We start from the raw sequence: 18,068 nt of genomic DNA, 5'->3' as shown, positions 1-18,068 counted from the left end.
ATGGCAAAAACTTCTATGAAGATCAAGCAGCAGCGTCCTGCCAAGTTCTCCACCCGTGAATACAACCGTTGCAAGATTTGCGGCCGCCCGCATGCTTACCTGCGTAAGTATGGCGTCTGCCGTATCTGCTTCCGCGAGTTGGCCTATAAGGGCGAGATCCCCGGCGTCAAGAAGGCGTCCTGGTAATCTGCTTTCTTCACTGTAAGGGAGCGTTTGCTCCCATAACGAAACATCAACAACAAATTTATCACAACCTAAGGAGGTTAGTGGCATGCAAATCACCGATCCTATCGCGGACCTGCTCACTCGCATCCGCAACGCCAGCACTGCCAAACACCCTTCCGTGGACGTTCCTGCTTCCAACCTGAAGAAGGCAATCTGCCAGATCCTGGTTGATGAGGGCTACATCAAGGGTATGAAAGTCACCGACGACGGCAAGCAGGGTGTTATCACCCTGACCCTCAAGTATCAGGAAAATGGTGCTCCGGTCATCGACGGCCTGAAGCGCGTTTCCAAGCCGGGTCTGCGCATTTACACCAACTGCGAAGATATGCCCAAGGTCATGAAGGGCCTGGGCACCGCAATCATCTCCACTTCCAAGGGCGTCATGACTGACAAGGCTGCTCGCGCAGCTCATGTCGGCGGTGAAGTGCTCGCCTTTGTGTGGTAAGAAAGGGGCATAAGACAATGTCGAGAATTGGAAGAAAACCCATCGTCATTCCCGCGGGCGTGGAAGTGAAGGTCGACGAGGCCGATCACGCCATCACCGTGAAGGGCCCCAAGGGTACCCTGCATTCCAAATTCCATCCCCTGATGACCGTTAAGGTCGAGGGCAATGAGATTTTGGTTACCCGCCCCAATGACGAGAAGGAGGCACGTAGCCTCCATGGCCTGACCCGCACCAACATCCACAACATGGTTGTCGGTGTTACCGAAGGCTTCCGCAAGGACCTGGAGATCCAGGGCGTTGGCTACCGCTGCGCAAAGCAGGGCAGCAAGCTGGTCCTGACCCTGGGCTTCTCTCACCCGGTTGAGGTTGCAGAAACCGAGACCATCAAGATCGAAGTCAAGGATGCTCTGCATTTCAGCATCCTGGGCAGCGACAAGCAGGAAGTCGGCCAGTTTGCGGCCGAAGTCCGCAGCAAGCGCCCGCCTGAGCCGTACAAAGGCAAGGGCATCCGCTATGTCGGCGAGTTTGTCATCCGTAAGGAAGGCAAAGCCGGCAAGGGCAAATAATAGGAGGGGAGAAACATTATGGTCAATAAGGCTGATAAGAACGAAGCTCGTCTTCGCCGTCACCGCCGCGTCCGCGGCAAGATCAGCGGCACTGCCGAGCGTCCTCGTCTGGATGTTTTCCGCTCTGCCAAGCACATCTACTGCCAGGTGATCGACGATGAAGCTGGTGTTACGCTGGCTTCCGCCTCCACCCTGGAAAAGGACTTTGAGGACTACGGCGGCAACTGCGACGCTGCCAAGAAGGTTGGCGAGCGCATCGCCAAGAAGTGCCTTGAAAAAGGCATTACCGAAGTGGTCTATGACCGCGGCGGTTTCGTATACCACGGCCGTGTTAAGGCACTTGCTGAAGGTGCCCGTGAAGCCGGCCTGAAACTGTAAGGAGGGAGAAGATACAATGGCCATGCAGAGAAACAGAGAACAAGATGACGGCATGATCACCAAGGTCGTCTCCATCAACCGCGTTTCCAAGACCGTTAAGGGCGGCCGCGTTATGAAGTTCGCTGCCCTGATCGTTGTTGGCGACGGCAAGGGCAACATCGGTTACGGCGTTGGCAAGTCCGGCGAAGTTCCCGAGGCCATCCGCAAGGGTGAAGGCGCCGCCAAGAAGAACATGCACAAGGTTGCCATGAAGGGCACCACCATCCCCCACGAGATTGTTGGCGTGTATGGTGCAGGCCGCGTTCTGATGCGTCCCGCTGCCCCCGGTACCGGCGTTATCGCCGGCGGCCCGGTCCGTGCTGTTCTGGAATGCGCTGGCATCAAGGACATTCGTACCAAGAGCCTGCGTTCCAATAACCCCATCAACGTTACCGCTGCCACTTTTGCTGGTCTGTGCGGCCTGACCGACGCCGAGAGCGTCGCAGCCAAGCGCGGCAAGACTGTTGCGGAAATCCTGGGCTAAGGAGGGCGCTACAATGGAAAAAGTTACGATTCGTCTGGCCAAGAGCCTGATCGGCCGCGGCAAAGAGCAGATCGCCGTTGCGCACTCCCTGGGCCTGAACCGCCCCGGTGAGGTTACCGAGCAGCCTGACAACGCAGCTACCCAGGGTAAGATCGCTAAGATCGCCCACCTGGTTGTTGTGACCAAGGCATAACGCAAGGAGGTGCAAGCATGAAGCTTCATGAACTGAACGCGCCCGCAGGTGCCCGCAAGGCTGTGACCCGTAAGGGCCGCGGCGCTGGCTCCGGCAACGGCAAGACCGCTGGCTACGGCCACAAGGGCCAGAAGGCTCGCAGCGGCGTCAAGAAGGCAGGCTTTGAAGGCGGCCAGATGCCCCTGCAGCGTCGCCTGCCCAAGCGCGGTTTCAATAACATTTTCGCCACCAAGTATGTCACCATTAAGGTGTCTGACCTCGAAAAGTTCGAGGCTGGTGCAACCGTCGATGCACAGGCTCTTCTGGATGCCGGCATCATCTCCAAGACGCTGGATGGCGTCAAGGTCCTGGGCAATGGTGAGCTGACCAAGGCAGTTAATGTCAAGGTTGCAGCTTACACTGCTTCGGCCAAGGAAAAGATTGAGAAAGCAGGCGGGAAGGCTGAGGTGATCTAAGGTGTTCGAAACGTTTCGCAACGCCTGGAAGACCGAAGATCTGCGTAAGCGCCTTCTGTACACGCTTTTGATCCTGATTCTTTTCCGTCTTGGCTGCGCAATTCCGGTACCTTATATCACCAGCAGTGCACTGGAATCCATGTTCACCACCGGCAGCATGCTGACTTACCTCAACATGATGTCCGGCGGTGCCATGAGCCGCTGCACGATCTTTGCGCTGGGTGTTCAGCCCTATATCAACGCAACGATTATTATTCAGCTGCTCTGTGTTGCGATCCCTTATCTGGAGAATCTCTCCAAAGAGGGTGAGGAGGGCCGTCAAAAGCTCACCAAGATCAGCAACTACACCGGTGCGGCAATCGCGCTGCTGTTGAGCATCGCTTACTACTTTATCATCCGCCGCATGGGCGCGCTGAAGTACACCGATGGCTTTGCCGGTATCTTCTCCGGTATCGTTATCGTGGCCTGCTTCACCGCCGGTGCTCAGTTTGTCACATGGATGGGCAATCAGATCGACGCAAAGGGTATTGGCAACGGCCTGTCCCTGATGATCTTTGCCGGTATCGTGGCTGACTGGTCCCGCGTGGGCTCTTCCTTCCAGGATATGCTCACCCGTGCACAGGCTGGTGCTTCCGGTTACTACATTATGATCCCCGCCATGGTCATTCTGGCCCTTGTTGCTGTGATCTTTGTAGTGATCCTGACCAACGCTGAGCGCCGCATTCCGGTGCAGTACGCAAAGCGCGTGGTTGGCCGCAAAATGTACGGCGGTCAGGCCAGCTATATTCCCATCAAAGTGAACATGAGCGGCGTTATGCCCATCATCTTCGCTTCTACCCTGTGCGGTCTGCCCAATATGATTGGCAGCTTCCTGAATCTGGACGCTACCAAGCATCCGTACTGGACAGCATTCTTCCGCGTTTTTAACTACAACAGTGTTCTGTATCTCGTTGTTTATGTTCTGCTGATTGTGGCTTTCAACTACTTCTATGTTGCAATCCAGTACAATCCGGTAGACATCAGCAACCAGCTGCGCAAGAACAACGGCACCATCCCCGGCATTCGTCCGGGCAAGCCGACCAGCGATTTCATCACCAAGACTCTGAGCAAGATCACTTTGATCGGCGCTGTGTTCCTGGCAATCGTTGCGGCTGTGCCGATGATCATCGGCGATCTGACCGGCGTTTCCATCCAGCTGGGTGGTACCAGCCTGCTCATTATTGTCGGCGTGGCACTGGATACGGCCCGTTCTCTGGAAGGCTACATGACGGCGCGCCATCACAAAGGCTTTTTGGAGTAATTGACCAGCTCTGCCAGAGGCGACTGGTCACTGGTGGAGCTTGAATGGAAAGGGGAACACCTATGAAACTGATCCTGTTGGGCGCCCCTGGCGCCGGCAAAGGCACCAATGCCGAGATCCTGTCCGATAAGCTGAACATCCCCACCATTTCCACCGGCAACATCCTGCGTGCCGCCGTTAAGGACGGTACCCCGATGGGGCTGAAAGCAAAGAGTTTTATGGACGCGGGTGCGCTCGTTCCTGATGAAGTCATCCTTGGCATCATCAAGGAGCGCCTGACCGCTTCCGACTGTGCGAACGGTTTTATTCTGGATGGTGTGCCGCGCACCATCGCTCAGGCCGAAGCGCTTGAGCAGCTTGGTATCGAGATCGATAAGGTCGTCAACCTGCTGGTTGAGGATTCCACGATCGAAGCACGCATGGCAGGCCGCCGTGTGTGTGCCAAGTGCGGTGCCAGCTACCACATCAAGAATAAACCCAGCAAGGTGGAAGGCGTGTGCGACCGCTGCGGCGGCGAGCTGGTGATCCGCAAGGATGACCGCCCTGAAACCGTGCGTGACCGTCTGGTAACGTATCATCAGCAAACCGAGCCGCTGGTAGATTTTTACCGTAAGCGCGGCAAGCTGGTTGATATTCCGGACCAGGGCTCGATTGAAGCAACCAACGCCTACATCCTGAAGCAGTTGGAGGCGTAAGCGTTCCATGATTCAGATTAAAAATGCTGCCGAACTCGAAAAAATGCGCAAAGCTGCTGCAATCAGCGCAGCTGCATTGAAAGCAGGCGGCGAAGCAATCGAACCGGGTATAACCACGGCAGAGATTGACAAAATTATTTACGACTTTATCGTGCGCCATGGTGCAAGACCGAACTTCCTTCATCTGTACGGTTTTCCCGCCACGGCATGTATCAGCGTGAATGACACCGTCATCCACGGCATCCCCTCCCGCGACCAGAAGATCCGCCCCGGCGATATCGTTTCGATTGACACCGGCTGCAAGATTGATGGTTTTAACGGTGATAACGCCTGTACCTTTGCCTGCGGCAAGCTCGACTTGGAAGCCCAGCGCCTGCTGGATGTGACCAAAGAGAGTCTGCACCTTGGCATTGCTGCCGCGCAGGCAGGTGCAAGAGTGGGGGATATCGGCCACGCAGTGCAAAGCTACGTGGAGGAGAACGGTTTCTCCGTTGTGCGTGAATATGTTGGCCACGGCGTTGGCAAGGAGCTGCACGAAGACCCCGAAATTCCCAATTATGGGCACGCGGGTCGTGGGCAGCGCCTGATGCCGGGCATGTGCATCGCGATTGAACCGATGATCTGCCAATATAAATGCGCGGTAAAGACCTTGAAAGATGGATGGACGGTCAAGACCTGTGATGGCGGCCTTGCTGCTCACTTTGAGCACACGGTGGCGATCACATCCAACGGGCCGGAAGTCCTGACCCACGGCTGGGAGGAACCCGGATGGACTTTGTGAAAGGCCAACTGGTACGCTCCAAGGCGGGACGGGATAAAACCCGCACCTATGCCGTTCTGGATGTGGAGGGTGAAATACTGGCCCTGGCCGATGGCAGCCACCGCACGGTGGCAAACCCGAAGCGCAAAAAGAGCCGGCACGTTGCCCCCACCGCAACCGTTCTTGGCAACGAGCTTCTGAAAAGCGATCAACCGATCAGTGACGCGATCAAGGCATATGATGCCGAACATCCGTTCTGAATGAACCTTCAAGGAGGCAATCAGCTTGTCTAAAGAAGATGTCATCGAAGTAGAAGGCGTCGTCCGCGAGGCTATGCCCAACACTGTGTTCAAGGTCGAGCTGCTCAACAAAGAGGGCAAGCCCAATGGCCATACGGTGCTGGCACACATCTCCGGCAAACTGCGGACCAATTTTATCCGCATCCTGCCTGGCGATAAAGTCACCATGGAGATGTCCCCCTACGACCTGACCAAAGCCCGAATCACCTGGCGCTCCAAATAAGTGCCTTGTGTTTATAGAAGGAGGTTAACATCATGAAGGTAAAACCTTCCGTGAAACCCATCTGCGAGAAGTGCAAGGTCATCAAGCGCAAAGGCCGCGTGATGATCATCTGCGCCAATCCGAAGCATAAGCAGCGTCAGGGCTAAAGGTCCGGGGTTAAAACCCTGGAAACCGTACCCAAAACGCTTGGGGGCCAAGTGCGTAGATTCCCGGCGCAGGCCCCGACTAGGACATGGGATGTTACTAATGGAGGTGCTTTATGGCACGTATTGCTGGTGTTGATCTGCCTCGCGAGAAGCGGATCGAGGTTGGTCTGACTTATGTTTATGGTATCGGTCAGAGCACTGCTGACGAGATTCTCGCCGGCACCGGAATCAACCCTGATACCCGCGTCAAGGATCTGTCTGCTGACGATGAAGCTAAGATCCGTGACTACATTGACAAAAACAATATCATCGTTGAGGGCGATCTCCGCCGGAACGTCGCGCTGGACATTAAGCGTCTGACCGAAATCCAGTGCTTCCGTGGTGTACGTCATCGCAAGAGCCTGCCTTGCCGCGGCCAGCGCACCAAGACCAATGCCCGTACCTGCAAAGGTCCGAAGCGCACTGTTGCTAACAAGAAGAAGTAAGGAGGAACTGAAATGGCTGCTACGAAAGCTAGTGCGGCTCGTAATACCCGCACCAAAAAGAAAGAGCGCAAGAATATTGCTGCTGGCACTGCTCATATCCAGAGCACGTTTAACAACACCATCGTCACCATTACCGATACCCAGGGCAACACCGTTTCCTGGTGCAGCACGGGCGCTCTGAATTTCCGCGGTTCCCGCAAGAGCACTCCTTACGCTGCTCAGTCTGCCGCTGAAACCGCTGCAAAGGTTGCAATGGAACACGGCATGAAGACTGTTGAAGTCTACGTTAAGGGCCCTGGCTCCGGACGTGAAAGCGCAATCCGTGCCCTGCAGGCTACCGGCCTGGAGGTCACCATGATCCGCGACGTCACCCCGATCCCCCACAACGGCTGCCGCCCGCCCAAGCGCCGCCGTATTTGATTGAAGGAGGAAACTGAATTATGGCTAAAAATACTCAGCCGATCGCAAAGCGCTGCAAGGCTCTCGGCATTTCTCCTGCAGTCATGGGCTATGCCAAGAAGAACACCACCCGCAATTCCAACGGCAACTTCCGCAAGAAGAAGTCTGAATACGCCACCCAGATGCAGGAGAAGCAGAAGCTGAAGTTTATCTACGGCGTTCTGGAAAAGCAGTTCTCCAACTACTTTGAAGAAGCTTCCCGCCGTCAGGGCCAGGCTGGTGAAAACCTGCTCCAGTTGCTGGAGTGCCGTCTGGACAATGTGGTCTTCCGTCTGGGCTACGCTTCCACCCGCCGCGATGCCCGTCAGCTCGTTTCTCACAACCACTTCACCGTTAATGGCAAGCGCGTTAACATCCCCTCTTACCAGGTGAAGGCCGGCGACGTGATCGACGTTGTTGAAGGCAGCCGCAAGATTGAAAAGTTTGCCAAGCTGACCGGCGCTGATGCTGCTGTTGTTGCTCTGCCTTCCTGGCTGAGCCGCGAAACCGGCAGCCTGAAGGGTGTTGTCACCAAGTTGCCTGAGCGCAGCGATATCGACTTCGACGTTCAGGAACACCTCATCGTCGAGTTGTACTCCAAGTAAGCTCTCTTTTTTCATTACCGCTATTTACTACGAACCTGCGCGCCAGCTATTGGCCGCAGGCTGATCAAGGAGGGTTTTTATGATGGAGATTGAACGCCCCAAGATCGAGATGGCCAACCTTTCGCCGGATGGCCGTTATGGTAAGTTCGTTGTTGAGCCGCTGGAACGCGGTTTCGGCACCACGCTGGGCAACAGCCTGCGTCGTGTGCTGCTCTCCAGCCTGCCCGGTGTGGCAGTTACCAGCGTCAAGATCGACGGTGTCGTGCATGAGTTCTCTGTTATTGAGGGCGTGCGCGAGGACGTGACTGAAATCGTGCTGAACCTCAAGGGCATTGCCGCCAAGATCTATGGCGACGGCCCCAAGACCGTCCGCGTTGAAGCTGTTGGCCCGTGCGAAGTCACGGCCGGCACCATCAAGCAGGGCGATGACCTTGAGATCCTGAACCCGGAATGGCACATTGCCACCTTGGGCGATGGCGCTAAGCTGGTTATGGAGCTGACCTTTGATAAAGGCCGCGGCTATGTTCCCGCTGAGCGCAACAAGCAGGCGCTGATTGAGAAAAACGATATCAGCACCCTGCCGGTGGACAGCATTTATACCCCGGTGCTCAAGTGCAACTACACGGTGGAAAACACCCGTGTTGGCCAGATCACCGACTATGATAAGCTGACCATTGAGGTTTGGACCGACGGCACCACCAGTGCACAGGAGGCTTTGAGCCTTTCTGCACGCGTGCTGACCGAGCACCTGAACCTGTTTGTGAACCTGTGCGATGAAGCCGCTGAGACCGAAATCATGGTCGAAAACGACGAAAAGGGCAAGGAAAAGGCCCTTGAGATGACGATTGAAGAGCTGGATCTGAGCGTCCGTTCCTTCAACTGCCTCAAGCGTGCCGGCATTAACACCGTGGGCGACCTTGTGAACAAGAGCGAGGACGACATGATGAAGGTGCGCAACCTTGGCCGCAAGAGCCTCGAGGAAGTCATGGCAAAGCTGGACAGCCTGGGCTTTACGCTTACCAAAGACGAAGACAACTGATTTGTAAAGGAGTGAAACGGAATGCCCGGTACTAGAAAGCTCGGCCGCGCTACCGATAGCCGCAACGCCATGCTGCGTGCGATGGTCACTTACCTGTTTGAGAACGGCAAGATTGAAACCACCGTTACCCGCGCTAAGGAAGTTCGCGCTATGGCCGAAAAGATGGTCACCCTCGGCAAGAGCGGCGACCTGCATACCAAGCGCCAGATCTTCAGCTACATCACCAAAGAGGATGTTGCCAAGAAGGTTATGGACGTTTATGCACCCAAGTACGCTGACCGCAATGGTGGTTACACCCGCATTATCAAGACTGGTATGCGCCGCGGTGACGCTGCCGAAATGGCCATTATCGAATTGGTCTGATTGACAGATAGCATGAATTAAGAACAGCGCCTGCTGAATAAGCGGGCGCTGTTTTTGTTTAAGGGCAATACCGCATAATTCTAAGTGCCGATACGGCGAGCGAGGTGCGGCAGATGCCAAGCCAAAAGCGCAGATAATACTGGATGCTGCAAAGGTGAGCGCCGCCAGTGGCGGAAACAGCGAACCGAAGCAGGGGCAGCGGTCGCAGAGTGCGAGGGGCTTTTGCCCCCGAAGCACGATGCGGGTACCGCAACCCGACATTATCGAGCATTTTGGCAACGCAGATGCCGTGCCGCAGCTGCCGGAGCGGTGCTTAAGCCGCAAGGCGGGAATTGTGCGGTGTTGCCTTTATGCGTTTATATATGGGTAGATTTGTGCATGGTTGGCAGGGGAGGGGGCAGGCTGAACTGTTTACCCAACCGGAAAATGCCAACAATACAGGTACACCATGCACCAAAAGTTCATGGCAAAACCGAACCAAATGGGCACAAGAAAGAGGATTTCCTGCATAGGGACAGGCATAATCGGACTACTGCGGGCAAAAAACACAACGCTTTGTTAAAAAATTGTAAAATCATACAGAATTTTTTGATAAAAGAAAGTTGACGAATGTGCAAAGCGCGGAAAATGGCGGAAACACAGCAAAAAGAGAAAATAAGGGCTGTTTTTGCGGTGGGTATGTGTTAGAATATGTTTAGAAGTGCGGCAAAAACCGCCGCAGTATGCACAAACAAAAGCACAATGAAAATCGATAAAGGAGCTAATGTTATGGCAGAACAATCGATGGGCCCCCGCGACTTTTTCCGCAAAGAAGCCGCGATCGCTGATCTGGCACTGCTGGCCTGCCCGGGTGCAGAGGAACTTTGCAACCTGGTAGACGGCCATCTGGTGCGTTGGGCGCGTGAAGTGGGAATGAATGTGGACACTTTCATCATTCCTTCTGACTGCCCGCGTTTCCAGTCCGGTGATGCTAAGGGCCTTGTCAAGGCTTCCACTCGTGGCGATGATATCTACATTTTTGTCGATCCGGGCAACTACAGCGTGACCTACAACCTGTTTGGTTACGAAAACCATCTTTCCCCGGATGACCATTTCCAGAACCTGATCCGCCTGATCCAGGCTGTTTCCGGCCGTGCGCACCGTATCAGCGTGATCATGCCCAGTCTGTATGGCGGCCGCCAGCATCGCCGCGTCAGCCGCGAAAGCCTGGACTGCGCTTACGCTCTGCAGCAGCTGCGCACCATGGGCGTTAAGAACATTATTACCTTTGATGCTCATGACCCCCGCGTAATGAACGCTGTGCCCCTGATGAGCTTTGATAACGTTATGCCCACCTATCAGGTGCTCAAGTGCCTGCTGCACCATGTACCGGATGTCAACTTCAGCAAGGAGCACTTCCTGGTCGTTTCCCCGGATGAAGGCGCCATGAACCGCAACATGTACTACTCCAGCGTGCTGGGCTGCAACCTGGGTATGTTCTACAAGCGCCGTGATTACAGCCGCGTTGTGAATGGCCGCAACCCCATTGTTGCCCATGAATACCTGGGCGAGGATGTCAAGGGTAAGGACGTCTTCATTGCCGATGATATTATCGCTTCCGGCGAGTCCATGCTGGACATCGGCTATGAGCTGAAGATGCGCGGTGCCAAGAACATCTTTACCTGCGCCACCTTCCCGCTGTTCACTGCCGGTCTGGATAAGTTCGACAAAGCCTACAATGACGGCATCATCAAGGCTGTGCTGGGCACCAACCTGACCTACCGCAAGCCGGAGCTGTTGGAGCGCCCCTGGTACTTTGATGTTGATTTGTCTAAGTACACCGCTTATTTCATCGCTGCCATCAACCATGATATGAGCGTATCCAGCATCATCGACCCGATGACCAAGATCAAGCATCTGCTGGATAACCACGGTATTCCCATCGGCAACCAGGAATAATTGACGGAATAAGTTGTTTGCCTGCGGCTGTAACCGGCCGCAGGCAAACTTTTTGCCCGGATTGATTGCAACAGGCGGGGAATGCGTATATAATAGTTGCGTACAAGGGCATTTTTGTGGGGCTGCTGCATTGTCAGCGCGGCTCCAAATTTATTTGTCAGGAGGTTTTTCCATTATGACTCCCATGGAACAACTTAAAGCAATGGTCGCTGGCAAAAAGGTGGCATTCATCGGTGCGGGCGTCAGCCACAAACCGTGCATCACCATGCTTGCCGCGCTGGGGGCAGATATCACCCTCTGCGACCAGAAAAAGAGCTTGGATGATTTTGGTGATTACGCCGATACGCTGCGCAAGCTGAACGTAAAGCTCAGCCTTGGCGAGCATTATACCGATGGCTTTGCCGGACAGGATATCATCATGCGCACCCCCGGCTATGAATTCTTTAAGCCGGAGCTGCAGGCTGCCAAACAGGCCGGTGCGCTTGTGACCAGCGAGGTAGAACTCTTTTTTGAGCTGTGCCCCTGCGAGATCGTGGCTGTGACCGGCTCTGACGGCAAAACCACCACCACCACCCTGATTGCCAAGATGTTTGAAGCTGCCGGCCGCAAGGTGTTCCTGGGCGGCAACATTGGCGCAGCCCTGCTGCCCCAGCTGCCGGACGTTACCCCGGCTGATATCGCTGTTGTGGAACTTTCCAGCTTCCAGCTGATCAGCATGCGCAAGAGTCCCAAGGTGGCGGTTGTGACCAACGTGACCCCCAACCACCTGGACCACCACAAGGATATGCAGGAGTATATTGATGCCAAACGCAACATTCTGCTTTGGCAGGAGCCACCCTGCCGCGCCGTACTGGGTTATGAGAACGATATCACCCGGAGCATGGCCGCTGACTGCAAAGGTGAACAGTTCTGGTTTACCCGCCTGCACGAGACCGACCACGGTGCATTCCTGCGAGAGAGTGATGATACCCTCTGCTATGCCGAAAACGGTGCTGTGACCCCCGTGCTGCCCCGTGCAGAAGTAAAGCTGCGCGGCCTGCACAACGTGGAAAATCTGCTGGCCGCCATTGCAGCGGTCTGGGGCCGCGTTCCGGTGGATGTCATGCGTCAGGTTGGCTCTACCTTTACCGGCGTGGAACACCGCATTGAGCCGGTTCGCGTGCTGGATGGCGTAACGTATTACAATGACTCCATCGCATCCAGCCCCACCCGCACCATTGCGGGCCTGCGCAGCTTTGACCAGAAGATCATCCTGATTGCGGGCGGCTATGACAAAAAAATCCCCTATGAGCCGCTGGCACCGGAAATCGTGGCACATGTCAAAGTGTTGGTGCTGATGGGGGCAACCGCACCGCGCATTGAAAAGGCTGTGCGCGAGGACCCGAACTTTGACCCGCAGGCATTGCCGATCCTGCACGCAGACAGCATGCAGCATGCCGTTGAGCTGGCACGCGGCGCAGCCAAGCCGGGTGACATCGTCAGCCTGTCGCCGGCATCGGCGTCCTTTGACCTTTACCCCAACTTTGAAGTCCGCGGCCGTGACTACAAGCGTATTGTCAACGAGCTTCAGTAATTACGGGATTACGGGGGTTGTTTGTTCCTTTTTTGAAAAAAGGATTAATATAATAGATATTTTATATTCAGGCAAGGTGGGTTGCAAAAGGGTAAAAAGCAGACGGTTTAGGGCAATCGGAACAGAAGATAGGATATTTTTTATTTGATGTTTTGCCCAATAGAGACCGTAGAGGCGCACATTGTACGCCCGCGCACCCTGCGCCAACAACCCTATCCATAGCGGAGACAAAATTCATTTTCCCAAAGCAATCTCCGCAATCTCAAAATCAAACCTAAAGGAGTTCCCCATGATTCAGGCTGTCACCACCCCCGCGCACAAGCAGGCGTTTGCGACGGCCATTCAAGGGGCTCCTTATTTTCGTGCCGTGATGGGGCGTGACCTGGCCCTGTGGGCAGATAACCCCGGTGCCCCGGTGCGGCTCTTCACCCTGCCTGGTGCGGCCCTGACCCTGAACGGCAGCACCGCCCAGCTGTGCGGCACCCCCCAGGACTGGGAGGAACTGCTAAGCTTTTTGCAGTTTGCGGGCATCGCCCATCTGATTGCGGAAGAAACGCCCCTACTGCCCGCTGCAGCGGGGGAGCCGCTGTTCCTGTATAGTATGCCACCTCAGGATCGTCTGCCGCTGGCGCAAGAACATCAGGGCTATATGCTGAATCGCAGCCCATCTGTCTTGCGCCTGGCAAACCAGCTTTTCCCGCAGGAACCGGAACGGCAGGACTGCTATTATTCCGAAACCTGTACCGCGCTGGCCCACGGCTTTGCCCGTGTGCTGGCTTTGCAGGATGCAGCAGGCTGCCCGGTGAGCACTGTGGGGGCTTATGCCATGGCCAACGGCGAAGCCTATATGGCAATGGGGGAAACCCTGCCGGAGCTGCGCGGGCGGGGCATCGGCGGCTGGCTGATTCCCTACCTGGCCAACGAGCTGGCAGGGGAGGGCTGGACCGTGACATTTTTGTGCGCGGCAGAGCGCTGCCGCTTTTATGAACGCCTTGGTTTTGTACTGCAAAAACAGTACGTTAAGTATAAATTATAATAAGTAAAACAGACAGGATACACTATGATTGAACAATTCTATGATTTGAAACCCCAGGTGCTGGAACTGGACCGCAAAACGCTGGAACTTTGCCGCGATCAGTTTGCCCACCTGGAAGAGATCCGCGATTATAACCAACTGAAAATGCTGCGCGCCTTTACGGACTGCGGCGTGGAAGCCCGGCATTTCCTTGGCTCCACCGGTTACGGCGTGTGGGACGATAGCCGCAATAAGCTGGAGGAAGTATTTTCTCGCTGCATGGGGGCCGAGGACGCTCTGGTACGCCCGCAGTTCATGAGTGGTACCCACACCTTGACAGTGGCGCTGTTCGGTCTGCTGCGCGCAGGGGACACCCTGCTGGCCGCCACCGGCCGCCCCTATGATACGCTGGAAGGCGTGATCGGTATTGGCGAGGCTGGCAAGGGCTGCGGCACGCTGCAGGAATACGGCATCCATTACGATGAGGTGCCCCTGCTGCCGGACTTTACGCCGGACTATGCCGCCATTGCAGAGCACGCCAAGACCGCTACCGTGGTGCATATCCAGCGCAGCCGCGGTTATACCCAGCGCAACGCCTTTGACCTGGATACCATCCAGAAAGTGGCCGATACCGCCCGCAAGGCCAACCCCGATGTGGTGATCTTTGTGGATAACTGCTATGGCGAGTTCACCCAAATCCGGGAGCCGCTCTCCGCCGGCGCGGACGTTATTGCGGGCAGCTTTATCAAGAACCCCGGCGGCGGCATTACCCCCACTGGCGGCTATATTGCCGGTAAAGCCGACCTGGTGGAAAAAATCAGCCACCGCTTTACCGCCCCCGGCATCGGCAAGGACCTTGGCTGCACGCAGGACAGCCTGCGTGATACTTTCCTCGGCTTCTATTACGCCCCCGGCGTTGTGTGTGAAGCACTGAAAACCGCCGTGTATGCCCAGTGCCTGCTGGAGCTGGTGGGTGTGAACCCCGTGCCCCGCTATACCGCCGACCATAACGATATTGTGACTTGCTTTGATTCCGGCAGTGCCGCCGCGCTGCAGGGGTTCTGCGCAGGCATCCAGTCCTGCTCTCCGGTGGACAGCTTTGTCAGCCCCGAACCGGCAGACGAACCGGGCTATACCGACCAGGTCATTATGGCATCCGGTTCCTTTACCGAGGGCTCTACCATTGAAATCAGCTGTGACGGCCCGCTGCGCGCCCCCTACACCTGCTATTTGCAGGGCGGCGTAAACTTTACCGCAGGCCGCGCCGCCGTGCTGAACGCTGTGCAGAAGGCTTTCTTTGCCTGATAGCGGCACAGCAAGGCTGAGCAACAGAAAAAGCAAAACCGTACAAAATGCAAAACGCCCCGGAACACTGGTCAGAATGTGTTCCGGGGCGTTATTTTTTTGTAGATAAGCAATCAGCCGTTGCGGACATAATCACGCACAAGGGCCTGCAGCAGATCGTCGCGGTCAATGCGGCGAATCAGCGAACGGGCGTTCTTGTAAGTAGTGATATAAGTCGGGTCCTCCGAAAGAATATAGCCGACCAGCTGGTTGACGGGGTTATAGCCCTTCTCCTCCAGTGCACCGTAAACAAGCTGCATAACCTGCTTGATCTCCTGGTCTTTATCGTCGCGGATAGAGAATACCGCGGTAGGTTCAGAAATCGCCATTAGCAACAACCCCCTTCTGCATCGGGCCTATCAATATCCCACATGCTGTTTCACTCTATTATATACGCATTTGCCGCGCTATGCAAGTGGGTAAGCGGCAGAATAGACAAAAAAGCGAACTTTAATCCCGCAAAAACTTGCACTGCTTAAAGGCATATCTGAAAACAAAAGAAATAGACTGAATTTTGGCTTATCAGATACACCCTAGAGCTTACGGCATCACAAAGCCGGGGTCACCGGGCAGGATCAGGTTGTTCTTGGCCAGCATGGCGCGGAACTCTTCCTCCGGCATTTCAAAGGTGATCTCCTGGATCATAGAAGGTTCGTGCAGCAGCACCTGCCACGGTGCGCCGGGTTCGCTCTGCTGCAGAAACAGGATGTTCTCGATTTTGCCGCCAAAGTCCTGCACGGCTTCATCAGCCAGCAGGGCGGGACCGGGCACCACAAAATAATGGTCCACCATGCGGCCATCTTTGAAGTTGTGTTCGATCACGGCAGGAATTTCGTTTTCCGCCTGTTCGGCTTTGTACTGCATGCGCAGCGAAAGAAAATCTGCCACGGTAAGGGTAGTGGGCATAGGCACCTCCGGTGGTTAGGTAGGAGTTAGGGCAACACCGCATAATTCTAAGTGCCGATACGGCGAGCGAGGTGCGGCAGATGCTAAGCCAAAAGCGCAGATAATACTGGATGTCTTATCGAGCATTTTGGCAACGCAGATGCCGTGCCGCAGCTGCCGGAGCGGTGCTTAAGCCGCAAGGCGGGAATTGTGCGGTGTTGCCTTAGGAGTTAGGAATTATAGGGAACGCGGAATTCCAACACAAATAAAAAATGATGGTGGGAAATTGGCTTAGTGTCATTATACCACATCTTTACGAAGTTGGGATAACGGAAAAAAGCAAATTTCGTGCGCGGCGCGGGGCCGCGGCCACCATCATGGTTGGGATACTATTTAGGTGTCAAACACACCCGTCAGATAAGCGCAGGATCAGACGCGCAGGCTGGTGCCTTCGCCGGTGCCGGGGTTGGAGTCGAACTCGTAATCATTGCCGGGCAGGATGGCGTTCAGCAGGATGCCGGCCAGGGCAGCAATGGCCAGGCCGGACAAGGTAACGCTGACACCGCCGATGCCGAAGGTGATGCCGCCCACGGAGTTAAAGCCCAGAGCGCACACCAGGATAACGGCAGCAATGATCAGGTTACGGCTGTTGGTAAAGTCGACCTGATTTTCCACTACGTTGCGAACACCGATGGCGGAGATCATGCCGTACAGCACAAAGCTGATACCACCGATGATGCCGGAAGGAATGGTGTTGATGATGGCTTCAAACTTGGGGCAGAAGCTCAGGATGCAGGCAAATACAGCGGCAATGCGGATGACCAGGGGATCATAGATCTTGGTCAGGGCCAGAACGCCGGTGTTTTCGCCGTAGGTGGTGTTGGCGGGGCCGCCCAGCAGGCCGGCCATGGTGGTTGCCAGGCCGTCGCCCATCAGGGTGCGGTTCAGGCCGGGGTCACGGATATAGTTGCGGCCGGTGGTGGCGCTGATGGCGGCAATATCGCCGATGTGCTCCATCATGGTTGCAATGGCAATGGGCATGATGGTGAACAGGGCGCTGATGAATTTTTCGCTGCCGTCAATGGAAAACAGACCCATGGCTTCTTTGTGGATGGGGAAACCGATCCAGGAGGCCTCGCCGATGGCGGCAAAGTCAACCGCACCAGTTACCAGGGCAACCGCATAGCTGACCAGAACACCGATCAGAATGGGCAGGATCTTGACCATGCCTTTGCCCCAGATGTTGCAGACGATAACGGCGGCCAGCGCCACAAAAGCCAGCAGCCAGTTGCTCTGGCAGTTGGAGATGGCGGACGGGGCCAGGATCAGGCCAATGGAGATGATGATGGGGCCGGTGACAACAGGCGGGAAGAACCGCATGATGCGGCGGATGCCGAACACCGAGATCAGCCCGCTGACCAGCACATACAGCAGGCCGCTGAACGCAACGGCTGCGCAGGCGTAGGGCAAGTTTTCCGGGTTGGCACCGTCATTGCTGACAATGGCAAAGCCGCCCAGGTAGGCAAAGCTGGAACCCAAAAATGCGGGAACCTTGCCCTTGCAGATGATGTGGAACAGCAGCGTGCCAAGGCCGGCGCACAACAGCGTGGTGGAAACGCTCAGGCCGGTCAGCAGGGGAACCAGCACGGTTGCGCCAAACATGGCGAACATGTGCTGCGCACCCAGGATCAGCAGCCGGGGCGTGCCCAGTTTTTTGGCATCGTAAATGCCCTGGGAATAATCAATGGGATTGCTCATAAAAATGAATCCTCCTTACCGTGCATGTGCGTGCGGCCGGCGTGCAGAATGCCGCAAACAGAAACCGGCCGGACAAAAAGACACACATACTTTATCTAGTCTACCAGAAACGACAGTAAAACACAAGTTGAAAAACTGCCAAATACTGCCGCATTTTGTTCGCCGGGAATGTCAGGTTCCACAGCGTGCTTTTTGCCTGGCGGTATGGTATAATTTAAGGCAATACCGCATAATTCTAAGTGCCGATACGGCGAGCGAGGTGCGGCAGATGCTAAGCCAAAAGCGCAGATAATACTGGATGCTGCAAAGGTGAGCGCCGCCAGTGGCGGAAACAGCGAACCGAAGCAGGGGCAGCGGTCGCAGAGTGCGAGGGGCTTTTGCCCCCGAAGCACGATGCGGGTACCACAACCCGACATT

General features: G+C 55.6%; 25 protein-coding genes. 22 read left to right on the top strand and 3 right to left on the bottom strand.

The window, feature by feature from the left end:
- The 22 genes from PG062_RS02190 to PG062_RS02085 all read left to right on the top strand — a co-directional run bounded on the left by PG062_RS02190 (window position 1) and on the right by PG062_RS02085 (window position 14,969).
- Entirely contained in the window at window positions 1-186 is a 186-nt protein-coding gene (locus PG062_RS02190; RefSeq protein ID WP_113999398.1) for a type Z 30S ribosomal protein S14, read from the top strand.
- An 85-nt stretch (window positions 187-271) separates the two neighbouring features.
- On the top strand, window positions 272-670 hold the full coding sequence (rpsH, locus tag PG062_RS02185) for a 30S ribosomal protein S8 (RefSeq protein WP_113999397.1): 399 nt from the start codon (window positions 272-274) through the stop codon (window positions 668-670).
- A 17-nt stretch (window positions 671-687) separates the two neighbouring features.
- The gene (rplF, locus tag PG062_RS02180) at window positions 688-1,236 is read left to right on the top strand and encodes a 50S ribosomal protein L6 (protein WP_113999396.1); all 549 of its coding nucleotides are present in this window, start codon (window positions 688-690) and stop codon (window positions 1,234-1,236) included.
- An 18-nt stretch (window positions 1,237-1,254) separates the two neighbouring features.
- Window positions 1,255-1,614, top strand: a complete 360-nt coding sequence (gene rplR, locus PG062_RS02175; RefSeq protein WP_113999395.1) for a 50S ribosomal protein L18 — start codon at window positions 1,255-1,257, stop codon at window positions 1,612-1,614.
- A gap of 16 nt (window positions 1,615-1,630) precedes the next feature.
- Window positions 1,631-2,137 carry a 30S ribosomal protein S5 gene (gene rpsE, locus PG062_RS02170; protein ID WP_113999394.1) on the top strand — a complete coding sequence of 169 codons (507 nt, stop codon included), beginning with the start codon at window positions 1,631-1,633 and terminating at the stop codon, window positions 2,135-2,137.
- Window positions 2,138-2,150: 13 nt separating this feature from the next.
- Window positions 2,151-2,330 carry a 50S ribosomal protein L30 gene (rpmD, locus tag PG062_RS02165; protein ID WP_113999393.1) on the top strand — a complete coding sequence of 60 codons (180 nt, stop codon included), beginning with the start codon at window positions 2,151-2,153 and terminating at the stop codon, window positions 2,328-2,330.
- A 17-nt stretch (window positions 2,331-2,347) separates the two neighbouring features.
- Window positions 2,348-2,785 carry a 50S ribosomal protein L15 gene (rplO, locus tag PG062_RS02160; protein WP_113999392.1) on the top strand — a complete coding sequence of 146 codons (438 nt, stop codon included), beginning with the start codon at window positions 2,348-2,350 and terminating at the stop codon, window positions 2,783-2,785.
- A 1-nt stretch (window position 2,786) separates the two neighbouring features.
- Window positions 2,787-4,085, top strand: a complete 1,299-nt coding sequence (secY, locus tag PG062_RS02155) for a preprotein translocase subunit SecY (RefSeq protein WP_270750885.1) — start codon at window positions 2,787-2,789, stop codon at window positions 4,083-4,085.
- 62 nt (window positions 4,086-4,147) lie between these two features.
- Window positions 4,148-4,780, top strand: coding sequence for an adenylate kinase (locus PG062_RS02150; protein WP_113999390.1), 633 nt, complete (start codon window positions 4,148-4,150; stop codon window positions 4,778-4,780).
- A gap of 7 nt (window positions 4,781-4,787) precedes the next feature.
- The gene (gene map, locus PG062_RS02145) at window positions 4,788-5,561 is read left to right on the top strand and encodes a type I methionyl aminopeptidase (protein WP_113999389.1); all 774 of its coding nucleotides are present in this window, start codon (window positions 4,788-4,790) and stop codon (window positions 5,559-5,561) included.
- The gene (locus PG062_RS02140) at window positions 5,549-5,800 is read left to right on the top strand and encodes a KOW domain-containing RNA-binding protein (RefSeq protein WP_113999388.1); all 252 of its coding nucleotides are present in this window, start codon (window positions 5,549-5,551) and stop codon (window positions 5,798-5,800) included. Before map ends, PG062_RS02140 begins: the two co-directional genes overlap by 13 nt.
- Before the next feature lie 25 nt (window positions 5,801-5,825).
- Window positions 5,826-6,062, top strand: a complete 237-nt coding sequence (infA, locus tag PG062_RS02135) for a translation initiation factor IF-1 (RefSeq protein ID WP_113999387.1) — start codon at window positions 5,826-5,828, stop codon at window positions 6,060-6,062.
- Window positions 6,063-6,094: 32 nt separating this feature from the next.
- Window positions 6,095-6,208 (top strand): 50S ribosomal protein L36, encoded by a 114-nt coding sequence (gene rpmJ, locus PG062_RS02130; RefSeq protein ID WP_078783578.1) that lies wholly within the window; start codon window positions 6,095-6,097, stop codon window positions 6,206-6,208.
- A 113-nt stretch (window positions 6,209-6,321) separates the two neighbouring features.
- The gene (rpsM, locus tag PG062_RS02125) at window positions 6,322-6,693 is read left to right on the top strand and encodes a 30S ribosomal protein S13 (RefSeq protein WP_113999386.1); all 372 of its coding nucleotides are present in this window, start codon (window positions 6,322-6,324) and stop codon (window positions 6,691-6,693) included.
- Between the two features lie 12 nt (window positions 6,694-6,705).
- A complete protein-coding gene (rpsK, locus tag PG062_RS02120) occupies window positions 6,706-7,113 on the top strand; it encodes a 30S ribosomal protein S11 (RefSeq protein ID WP_113999385.1) in 408 nt (135 codons plus the stop codon).
- A 20-nt stretch (window positions 7,114-7,133) separates the two neighbouring features.
- Window positions 7,134-7,736 carry a 30S ribosomal protein S4 gene (gene rpsD / locus PG062_RS02115; RefSeq protein ID WP_113999384.1) on the top strand — a complete coding sequence of 201 codons (603 nt, stop codon included), beginning with the start codon at window positions 7,134-7,136 and terminating at the stop codon, window positions 7,734-7,736.
- A gap of 79 nt (window positions 7,737-7,815) precedes the next feature.
- Complete coding sequence (locus tag PG062_RS02110; RefSeq protein WP_270750881.1) at window positions 7,816-8,775, top strand: DNA-directed RNA polymerase subunit alpha; 960 nt, start codon at window positions 7,816-7,818, stop codon at window positions 8,773-8,775.
- Between the two features lie 21 nt (window positions 8,776-8,796).
- A complete protein-coding gene (rplQ, locus tag PG062_RS02105; protein WP_113999382.1) occupies window positions 8,797-9,138 on the top strand; it encodes a 50S ribosomal protein L17 in 342 nt (113 codons plus the stop codon).
- A gap of 768 nt (window positions 9,139-9,906) precedes the next feature.
- Entirely contained in the window at window positions 9,907-11,076 is a 1,170-nt protein-coding gene (locus tag PG062_RS02100) for a ribose-phosphate pyrophosphokinase (protein WP_113999381.1), read from the top strand.
- 175 nt (window positions 11,077-11,251) lie between these two features.
- Window positions 11,252-12,649: a UDP-N-acetylmuramoyl-L-alanine--D-glutamate ligase gene (gene murD, locus PG062_RS02095; protein WP_270750879.1), complete on the top strand. Its 1,398-nt coding sequence runs from the start codon at window positions 11,252-11,254 to the stop codon at window positions 12,647-12,649.
- A 289-nt stretch (window positions 12,650-12,938) separates the two neighbouring features.
- A complete protein-coding gene (locus PG062_RS02090; protein WP_270750878.1) occupies window positions 12,939-13,685 on the top strand; it encodes a GNAT family N-acetyltransferase in 747 nt (248 codons plus the stop codon).
- Between the two features lie 24 nt (window positions 13,686-13,709).
- Window positions 13,710-14,969 carry a methionine gamma-lyase family protein gene (locus PG062_RS02085; RefSeq protein ID WP_113999378.1) on the top strand — a complete coding sequence of 420 codons (1,260 nt, stop codon included), beginning with the start codon at window positions 13,710-13,712 and terminating at the stop codon, window positions 14,967-14,969.
- Between the two features lie 113 nt (window positions 14,970-15,082).
- Here PG062_RS02085 and PG062_RS02080 read toward each other — a convergent pair whose 3' ends face one another.
- The 3 genes from PG062_RS02080 to PG062_RS02070 form a co-directional block, all read right to left on the bottom strand.
- Window positions 15,083-15,337 carry an IreB family regulatory phosphoprotein gene (locus tag PG062_RS02080; protein WP_270750876.1) on the bottom strand — a complete coding sequence of 85 codons (255 nt, stop codon included), beginning with the start codon at window positions 15,335-15,337 and terminating at the stop codon, window positions 15,083-15,085.
- 211 nt (window positions 15,338-15,548) lie between these two features.
- The gene (locus tag PG062_RS02075) at window positions 15,549-15,914 is read right to left on the bottom strand and encodes a hypothetical protein (RefSeq protein WP_270750875.1); all 366 of its coding nucleotides are present in this window, start codon (window positions 15,912-15,914) and stop codon (window positions 15,549-15,551) included.
- 408 nt (window positions 15,915-16,322) lie between these two features.
- Window positions 16,323-17,651 carry a uracil-xanthine permease family protein gene (locus PG062_RS02070; RefSeq protein WP_270750874.1) on the bottom strand — a complete coding sequence of 443 codons (1,329 nt, stop codon included), beginning with the start codon at window positions 17,649-17,651 and terminating at the stop codon, window positions 16,323-16,325.
- Window positions 17,652-18,068: the final 417 nt, after the last annotated feature.

This window comes from Gemmiger qucibialis (assembly GCF_027689445.1).
In the GTDB taxonomy this organism is placed as follows: domain Bacteria; phylum Bacillota; class Clostridia; order Oscillospirales; family Ruminococcaceae; genus Gemmiger; species Gemmiger qucibialis.
The sequence above is the reverse complement of the archived record's forward strand: the minus strand, read 5'-3'. Positions and strand labels throughout refer to the sequence as shown.